Annotated in this window: 4 protein-coding genes and 1 pseudogene; 4 read left to right on the top strand and 1 reads right to left on the bottom strand. The window is 39.8% G+C overall.

What is annotated here, in order from left to right:
* Positions 1 to 115: 115 nt before the first annotated feature.
* Complete coding sequence (locus AACR41_RS00295; protein WP_030008317.1) at positions 116 to 979, bottom strand: WYL domain-containing protein; 864 nt, start codon at positions 977 to 979, stop codon at positions 116 to 118.
* A gap of 127 nt (positions 980 to 1,106) precedes the next feature.
* Between AACR41_RS00295 and AACR41_RS00290 the strand changes: the two genes are divergently transcribed.
* From AACR41_RS00290 to AACR41_RS00275, 4 genes and pseudogenes are all read left to right on the top strand, one after another.
* A complete protein-coding gene (locus tag AACR41_RS00290) occupies positions 1,107 to 1,883 on the top strand; it encodes a hypothetical protein (protein WP_200870519.1) in 777 nt (258 codons plus the stop codon).
* A 10-nt stretch (positions 1,884 to 1,893) separates the two neighbouring features.
* On the top strand, positions 1,894 to 3,588 hold the full coding sequence (locus tag AACR41_RS00285; protein ID WP_052349748.1) for a hypothetical protein: 1,695 nt from the start codon (positions 1,894 to 1,896) through the stop codon (positions 3,586 to 3,588).
* A gap of 2 nt (positions 3,589 to 3,590) precedes the next feature.
* Positions 3,591 to 4,475, top strand: coding sequence for a hypothetical protein (locus AACR41_RS00280; RefSeq protein WP_030008316.1), 885 nt, complete (start codon positions 3,591 to 3,593; stop codon positions 4,473 to 4,475).
* Positions 4,476 to 4,613: 138 nt separating this feature from the next.
* Positions 4,614 to 5,079: pseudogene (locus tag AACR41_RS00275) on the top strand (hypothetical protein); the annotation flags it as partial.

The following is a 5,079-nucleotide window of genomic DNA, read 5'->3' as shown; positions in this document are numbered from 1 at the left end:
TGTGAGGGAAGCATAAACTTCACATTCATCGGTATTGTCGTTCTGAAACATGAGTTCACCAACAAAATGCTCTGGATAAAACTCTCTAGTTTGCGCAACTTTGTCAGAAAGAATATCAATGTTTTGGGTTATACATTTGATAGAGTGCCTCAAGATCTTGTTTAAAAAGATCACTGATAGATTGAGGGGCAATAATCTTACAATCTTTCCCATAAGGTAAGATTTCCCGAAAAAACCAAAATGTACTAGTCACCTGGCGAATGACTTGGCGCGTTTTAGGGAGTTCTGGATGCCAATCATTATGGACATCGGTACTTTTCCCTTGATAAGCAAAAGCCAATCCTCGATACAAGTGTAGTTCTACAGAAATGCTATCGAGGTGCGATCGCCATTTTTCATTGAGGGGACTGACGGCAGCATCCTGAATCCGGTCTAAACGCAAACTCCAGTTGTGTTGCAGTTCAGGTAAATCAAGATTTCCTTCCGTTTCCGTTGCCCAACAGTCAAGGTATTGGCGTTTTTCGTGGGTAACGATTTGAGCGTGATGGATCGAGAAACTCCAAATTCGCCCTTGGGCATCTTGATAGGACAACTGAAAGGGTTGTTGACAGCGAATAAAACTATCAATGCGCTGTCGCCATGTTGGGAGAGGCTGTTGTAAGAATTTTTCGATTTCTCGCTTTAAGGCAATGTCTTTGAGTTCACCTCGTTCGCTTAAGATCTGGGCAAGGGCGATCGCCTCCGCCATTCTGCCTTGATCTATCAGAAATATCCTGATCTTCTCCAAAACATTAATCCGCTCCAGTTGCCAATCGTTATTCGGCGCGATTTTAAGCTCCCGTTTGGCAATCTGCTTGATGAGCTTAGAGATATTCGGGCGATCGCCCCACTCACAGCCAAACTCTAGGGCCAACTCCTCAAGCTGAGCTTTTTCCAACTCCCTTAGCGATAACGTAACTGACTGGCCTCTTCGACTCATACCAAAAGTGTCCGTGTACTTTGTCCTTACACTGTGATCTAATTTCAATTTTGTCAGTTATGATTGATATCAACAAGGATTTACGGACACTTTCGAGTGATATCTCTCTACCGCTACTTTGAAGCTCATGTTTATTAGTTCTCAGCGATTACGGGCCTTGAAAATTTTAGTAAGTGCAGTCTCCTGCTCACAGTTGCTTGAGAGAAGTGCCAAAAATTCACTAATTATTAGCTTAAAATCTAATTCTGAGATTAAGGTTATAGCTCAATCAATCGCAAAAAACTTTAGCAATTCTCAACTGATACGGCAATTAAATATATTGCCTTCAAATAACAATGTTGATTTTCTATGGAATTTACATATTAAAGCAAACAAAATCTATTTTCAGAATCAGGAAATTGGATCTTTAAAAATTCTCTTTAAATCGACATTACCGGGAGAATTGCAAGCTCGATTATCCACTGAAAGCATTATTGAGCGTTACTTAGAATATTTACAAAAAGTCTATAAAATTGCAGTTTTAAATGAGAGCGATCGCCATGTAGAGCTATTTATTCCTAATCAAAGCATTCCCGACTTTACAGAGCTATGGAAAAAGTTTTTACAGGAAGTCGCTTTTTCTGAGTATGGCTTGCCTCGATATGAATTACCGGGTTTAATGCAGACATTTGTCGCAATGTTAAAGTCTATAACGCTTTCTGGTCGTGGCTTCAGTGCCTTAGAAATTCCAGTGATTAATCAATCACAAGCGCATATGCTTGCTGCTTGGTATTTTGCAGTATGGCGAGATGCAAAGCAAAGACAAAGTGATCGCCAAAATAAAATTGATATCCTGTATAAAGAATTAGAGACTCAAGAACTTTCTGAAAAGGATCAAAAAATCAAAGACAAAAGAAATCGCTGATAAAGAGGCTATGCAAGCTAAAGAAGCAGCAAAATATCAAGAGCTATTCTCCAAGTCTTTTCAAAAAATGCTTGAAGAACAAAAAAATCTAAATCAAGATTTAAAAAGCATTGAAAGTCAGTTGCGGCAAGATAATCTTGCAAAAAAAGACAGGAATAAGCTTGTAAAGCAAAAAGAAAAAATCATTGAAAAACTTATTTTTTCAGAGGATTTTGTAAACCAAAAACAGCTACTTCTAGAGGAAAGTGGAGGAGATCCATTTATCTTTATAAAAGAGGATCTAAAGAAATCTCCTGAAACCTTTCTTCAAATCAAAGCTATTGCGAAAGGCTTTACTAAAACGGCAACTGATCAAATTAATGGAACACGGGGAGATATTTTTGCTAAGTGTCTTATTGAAATGTATCGATTGCTAGAACTGAAAGAAGATCAGTTTGACCAATTACCTGCGCCAGTCCTGACGGAAGAGATCGTCACACCAAGATCGCGATCGCCGGGAGATGATCACAAAGAGTTTTGTTATTCCTGTGGGATAGATCTCGATCCTAAAACTGCAAAATGGCAAGTCCTGCGATTTATGTTTGAGCGACCATCTCAGCGTCGTCAATCAGCATTGGGTGAGGGCAGGCCTCATATCTGTGATTCCTGTGCCTTGTTAGCATTTGCTTCGCCTTTAAAGGTGACAGATGAGAGCATTATTTTAAAGCTAGAAGCAGCAGATAATCAGGTATCAACGCAACTCAAACTTAAAGATTATTTGAGGATGCTGACCTGTAAAGAAATGAATCTCAATGCAGGTAAATATATTGTTCTTACTTCTGATAAAACGTCAAAAGGAGACGCTGCTTCGTCTAAGTTAGGTCAAGTACAATATGCGATCGCCAAAGTTGCTTCATTATTTAGCGTGGAGGTATTACAAGACTTTAAGTTTTCTTTAATCACCCAAGCAAGTGAGCCGATTATTTTATCTAACCGCCATCTTATTTTCGTTAAAGGAATCATTGCAGGCTATGGACAAAGCATTATTGAGAGCGGAAAAGAAATCAATCTAAAGCTAGGAGATGCTATCCGCCATATACAAAAAAATATGCCCTATTTGGCAGAATATTCAACAACTAAAAATGTTACTTACTCCGATTGTTTTGAATTAGAAAAAGTACGTCAACTTTACTGGCAAACTATCCAACATGATTTAGGAAATAACATGACCTCTAATAAGCGACTAGCTAAACGAGCGCGTCTTTATAAAGATGTTGCTGCCTTAACGGGTTTAACGGCTGCCTTTGTTGGCTCTATGGAAAGTTCTCTAAAGTCTAAAGAAAAAGAGGAAGACTATCGTAGAGAGATGAGTAAATTAATTGAAAAAGTTGATGATCCTAACTTTTTTGGTTATTACGCAACCTTAGGAGTTGAGACAATTGTTCAGGCTCGACTTTGGAAAAATCCTGATAACTATTTCATTTATCAGCAAACTCAGGAGCTTTTGCAGACCCTTGGTCAATCAGAGCGAGAACAGGAGAAAGAAGGAAAAACTTGGTTACAACTTTATATTGATGATGTCACCAATGCCTATGCTCATTTTGCAGACAGTGATGACTATTCTCAAGAGAAAGATTGGAAAGAATTAACCTATCAATTGAAACTTTCTCTTTATACTCGTTTCCCCGAACTTGTCCGTAAATCTAAAAATTCTGGAGATAATTAAAAATGGCTACTGGATTATCCCAAATCACTGATAATACTCGTCTTCACTTTGATATCTATGCCATTCTTGAAGGCTCTCAAGAGCTTTATTTAGGGCATGAAGTACAAGTCAACGTCAACATGGTAGAGGTTGTTAAACTTAGCACTCGTGATGGTCAATCTTTAGAAAAATGCTATATCTCGCCAACTAAAAGACGGGGTGTTGAACGACGTTGTTTGATTTGGGCGCCCCATAAAGATGGCACTCTGTTAGGCGATAAGCTGAAATGCGGAATTCCTGCTACCTGTGCAGAAATTGAATGCCCAATTTGCTCTGTATTTGGTGGTTTAGAAGCTGGCAAGAAAACATTGATCGGTCGCGTAAGCCACGGTGGCGGTGTCGCGATTCAAAACATTGATCCAGAAGAGAAGCAGCGGGCAATGCACCCATCCCGTATGGCAAGCCCAAAAAGTGGCAAGGATGAAACACCCATTCCTTTTAAGCGGCAATACAATCAGCCCGGTATTCTATACCCTGTTTCTAACCACGGCTTAAGCATTACGGATCAAGATTTTGCCGCTGTTGCCTATGCCTTTCTTGATGCTCTCCCACGCATTGGCTCCGGTAATCCTAAAGGGGTGGCGATCGCCGAAAACCCAGAAACAAATCAGCCGTTGCTAGTTGTAGATCGTTACCTTGTGCCACGAGGAAAAAGACCTGTTATCTCTCCTTCTGTGACCGATCCAGAGATTGCCGTAAATGATTTTATTCGTCTATCGCAAATTCCAGAACATGAAGGTGAACATCATGTTGAACTCAATCACTTTGAACGATGGAGCGGTGACGCAGCCCTAACGAAATTACAAGACTATTCCAGTACGTTCGTCGATAATGTTCTCCAGAAATAAGCCATGTATTGCCTTCAACTCACCATAAAACCTACGGCGGCAATGACGTTTAGGATGATCCCCAGTTCGATCTTAAACATTGCAACCTATCCCTTCGTTCCTCCCACAAGTTTGTCTGGTTTTCTACGGCGACTGACCATGATGAAAGCTTGCTTAGAGATTCCTGAGACAAAGGTTAATAAAGAAAAACCACCAACCTATTTACTGCCACCGGATTACATCACCTTAGGTGCATATCCTGATCTAAGTGAATGGACTGGCATTCATCGCACCTATCGTAAAGGGATGCAAGAGTTTAACCATGATGACTTTTCTAAGTTAGTTATCAAAGGCAAAGGTAAAAATTTTCAACTCCATACTTGGGAATATTTCTTTACAGAACAGTTAAGCGGCTTTGTTGTCTCACAATCTGCAAAAAAATTAGAGGCTTTACGCGCTGTAGAAGGTTTTGGTTGCTATATCGGGAAAGAAGGCTATGCCTATGTCGAAAAGGCTTCTGAAGTCATTGAGATGATCGAAGAAGAATGTGCAGCAACTCCTTCTACTGTGGTTCCTGCGGATGATTTGATTCAAAATTCTCAATGGCATGGAAGCTGTGATATTT

The sequence above is a fragment of the Picosynechococcus sp. NKBG042902 genome, from assembly GCF_963864045.1.
Lineage (GTDB): Bacteria > Cyanobacteriota > Cyanobacteriia > Cyanobacteriales > MRBY01 > MRBY01.
The sequence above is the reverse complement of the archived record's forward strand: the minus strand, read 5'-3'. Positions and strand labels throughout refer to the sequence as shown.

Bases quoted from the DNA above. Each gene is read 5' to 3' on its own strand.
- AACR41_RS00285 (WP_052349748.1), top strand. From the start codon at position 1,894: ATGCAAGCTAAAGAAGCAGCAAAATATCAAGAGCTATTCTCCAAGTCT.
- AACR41_RS00295 (WP_030008317.1), bottom strand. From the start codon at position 979: ATGAGTCGAAGAGGCCAGTCAGTTACGTTATCGCTAAGGGAGTTGGAA.
- AACR41_RS00290 (WP_200870519.1), top strand. From the start codon at position 1,107: ATGTTTATTAGTTCTCAGCGATTACGGGCCTTGAAAATTTTAGTAAGT.
- AACR41_RS00280 (WP_030008316.1), top strand. From the start codon at position 3,591: ATGGCTACTGGATTATCCCAAATCACTGATAATACTCGTCTTCACTTT.